Source organism: Sphingomonas sp. (assembly GCF_035317925.1).
Lineage (GTDB): Bacteria > Pseudomonadota > Alphaproteobacteria > Sphingomonadales > Sphingomonadaceae > Sphingomonas_I.
Window position 1 is genome coordinate 1 of sequence record NZ_DATHFV010000117.1, and the last position, 3159, is coordinate 3159.

At 67.5% G+C, this 3159-nt stretch carries 2 protein-coding genes; both read left to right on the top strand.

What is annotated here, in order from left to right; translation table 11 throughout:
- The first annotated feature begins 93 nt into the window (after window positions 1-93).
- Window positions 94-2265: a primosomal protein N' gene (locus tag VK533_RS08395; protein ID WP_324376413.1), complete on the top strand. Its 2172-nt coding sequence runs from the start codon at window positions 94-96 to the stop codon at window positions 2263-2265.
- A gap of 117 nt (window positions 2266-2382) precedes the next feature.
- Window positions 2383-3159, top strand: a 777-nt coding sequence (locus tag VK533_RS08400) for a DUF4268 domain-containing protein (protein ID WP_324376414.1), incomplete at its 3' end; no start/stop codon positions are given.

The following is a 3159-nucleotide window of genomic DNA, read 5'->3' on the forward strand; positions in this document are numbered from 1 at the left end:
GGTGGATGCCGGAACAAGTCCGGCATGACGGCAGAATATATAACCGCAGATCATCCGATTCCCTTTTCGCCACCGAGCCCCTACCTGACACGCATGAACAAGCGCGCCCGCGTCCTCCTCCTCAATGCCGCGCTCGGGCCGCTCGATTATCGGGTCGATCCGGAACACGATATCCAGCCGGGCTCGATCGTGCTCGCGCCGCTCGGCCCGCGCCAGCTCGCCGGCGTGGTGTGGGAGCCGGAGCATATGCCGTCCGACGCGGAGGTCGGCGACAATCGGCTGCGGCCGCTGGCGGCGGTCTACGATCTGCCGCCGCTCAAGGCGTCGCTGCGCCGCCTGATCGAGTGGACCGCCAATTATTATCTCGCCCCGCCCGCCTCGGTGCTGCGCATGACGCTGGCGTCCGCCTCGGCGCTCGATGGTGCGCGCACGATCATCGAGTACCGATCCACCGGCCACGTTCCACCCCGCCTGACGCCGCAGCGCGCGCAGGCGCTGGAGCGGATCGAGAATCGCCAGGGGATCGTGCGCGAGCTGGCGACGATCGCCGACGTCTCCGACGCGGTGATCCGCGGGCTGGTCAAGGTCGGCGCGATCGAGGCGGTCGAGGTGCGCGTCGACGATCCTTATCCTTTGCCCGATCCCGATCATGCGCAACCCGAACTATCGCCAGAACAGGCCGCCGCCGCCGCCCGGCTGACTCAAGCCGTCACGGACAAGGCGTTCGCGCCGATCCTGCTCGACGGCGTCACCGGATCGGGCAAGACCGAGGTCTATTTCGAGGCGGTCGCCGCCGCGATCCGCTCCGGCCGCCAGACGCTCGTATTGCTGCCCGAAATCGCGCTGACCGAGCCCTTCCTCAAGCGCTTCGCCGAGCGTTTCGGCTGCGCGCCGGTCGCGTGGCATTCGGACCTGCGCCAGTCCCAACGCCGCCGCGCGTGGCGCGCGATCGCGAGCGGCGAGGCGCTCGTCACGGTCGGCGCGCGCTCGGCCCTGTTCCTGCCCTATCGCGACCTCGGCCTGATCGTGGTCGACGAGGCGCACGAATCCAGCTTCAAGCAGGAAGACGGCGTGATGTACCACGCCCGCGACGTCGCGGTGATGCGCGGCTCGTTCGAGCAGATCCCGGTCGTGCTCGCCTCCGCCACGCCCGCGATCGAAACGCGCCAGCAGGTCGCCCAGGGCCGCTACGAGGAAGTGAAGCTTCCCGCCCGCTTCGGCGGCGCGACCATGCCCGATATCGCCGCGATCGACCTGACCCAGGACCGGCCCGACCGCGGCCGCTGGCTCGCGCCGAGCCTGGTCGATGCGGTGCGCGAAACGCTGGAGAAGGGCGAACAGGCTTTGCTGTTCCTCAACCGGCGCGGCTACGCCCCGCTCACGCTCTGCCGCCATTGCGGGCATCGCTTCCAATGCCCCAATTGCACCGCGTGGATGGTCGAGCACCGCCTGACCGCGCGGCTCGCCTGCCACCATTGCGGCCACGTCATGCCGCCGCCGCGCGCCTGCCCCGAATGCAAGGAAGAGGATGCCCTGGTTGCGTGCGGCCCCGGCGTCGAGCGCATCGCCGACGAGGTCGCCCTGCTCTTCCCCGACGCGCGCACCGCGATCGTCACCTCCGACACCTTATGGTCGCCCGCCAAGGCCGCCGAATTCGTCCACAAGATGGAAGCGGGCGAGATCGACATCGTGATCGGCACCCAGCTCGTCACCAAGGGCTATCACTTCCCCAATCTCACCCTCGTCGGCGTGATCGACGCCGATCTCGGCCTGTCCGGCGGCGATCTGCGCGCGGCCGAGCGCAGCTTCCAGCAGATCGCGCAGGTCGCGGGCCGTGCCGGGCGCGGCGCCAAGCCGGGCCGTGTGCTGGTCCAGACGTTCGAGCCCGGCGCGTCCGTCATCCAGGCGCTCGTTTCGGGCGACGCCGACAGTTTCTACGCCGCCGAAACCGAGGCCCGCCGCCATGCCAACGCGCCGCCCTTCGGCCGCTTCGCCGGGATCATCGTCAGCTCCGAAAATGCCGACGAGGCCGCCAGCACCGCCAAGGCGATCGGCCGCGCCGCGCCGCGCGTCGATGGCATGCAGGTCTACGGCCCCGCCCCCGCCCCGCTCTCGATGCTGCGCGGCCGCCATCGGCAGCGCCTCCTGGTCCACGCCAACCGCGCGCTCGACGTGCAGGACGTGATCCGCGAATGGCTCGGCCCGCTCGAATGGCCGCGCGGGGTTCGCGTCGCGGTGGATGTGGACCCTTATTCTTTCCTTTGAGAGGGGCGAAGGTGGGTATGTCGCGCTGCCCCGTCTGGTGGCCCGTTACCGAAGCGGCTACTCCCACGGTTAGACCGGGCTTGGCCCTGGACCATCGGATTTGGAACGGACCTGCGTGTGGCCATCTACGAACTCAAAGAAGACCAGTTGATCACCGCAGCCGAGACCAGCTTCTCAGCCGAAAACCTGTACGAGCGCCGTCACATCCAGCAACTGCTGCGCGCGCAGATCGAGGTGATCGGGCCGGATCTGATGGTTGTCGCCGAAGAATTTGGCGAATGGGTCGACAGCGCACGCCGGATTGATCTGCTCTGTCTCGACACCGACGCCAACCTAGTCGTGGTCGAGCTGAAGCGGACCGAAGACGGCGGCCATATGGAACTACAGGCGCTACGCTATGCGGCGATGGTCTCGGCGATGACCTTCGAGCAGTTGGTCGAAGCGCATGCGCGCTTCCGCAATCCCGCCCAGCCCGATGTCGATGCCGCGCAGACCGCTATTCTCGACTTTCTCGGCTGGACTGCGGCGCGTGAGGAGGAATTCGGGCAGGATACCCGCATCATCCTGGCCGCAGCCAATTTCAGCAAGGAGTTGACCACAGCGGTGCTCTGGCTGATCGACCGCGGTATCGACATACGCTGCGTGCGAATGCGACCATATCGCCTCGCTAACGGCACGGTACTGCTCGACATCCAGCAACTCATTCCGCTGCCCGAGACCGCAAGCTTCCAAACCCGAATTGGGGTCAAGCGGCAGGCCGAGCGCCGTAATCGCACCGAGCGGCACGAACTACGCTTCAAATTCTGGGAAGGGCTGCTTGAGATTGCACGCGGGCGCACGCCATCGCACGCTAATCGCAAGCCGACCCAGGACAATTGGATCGCGGGCTCGCTA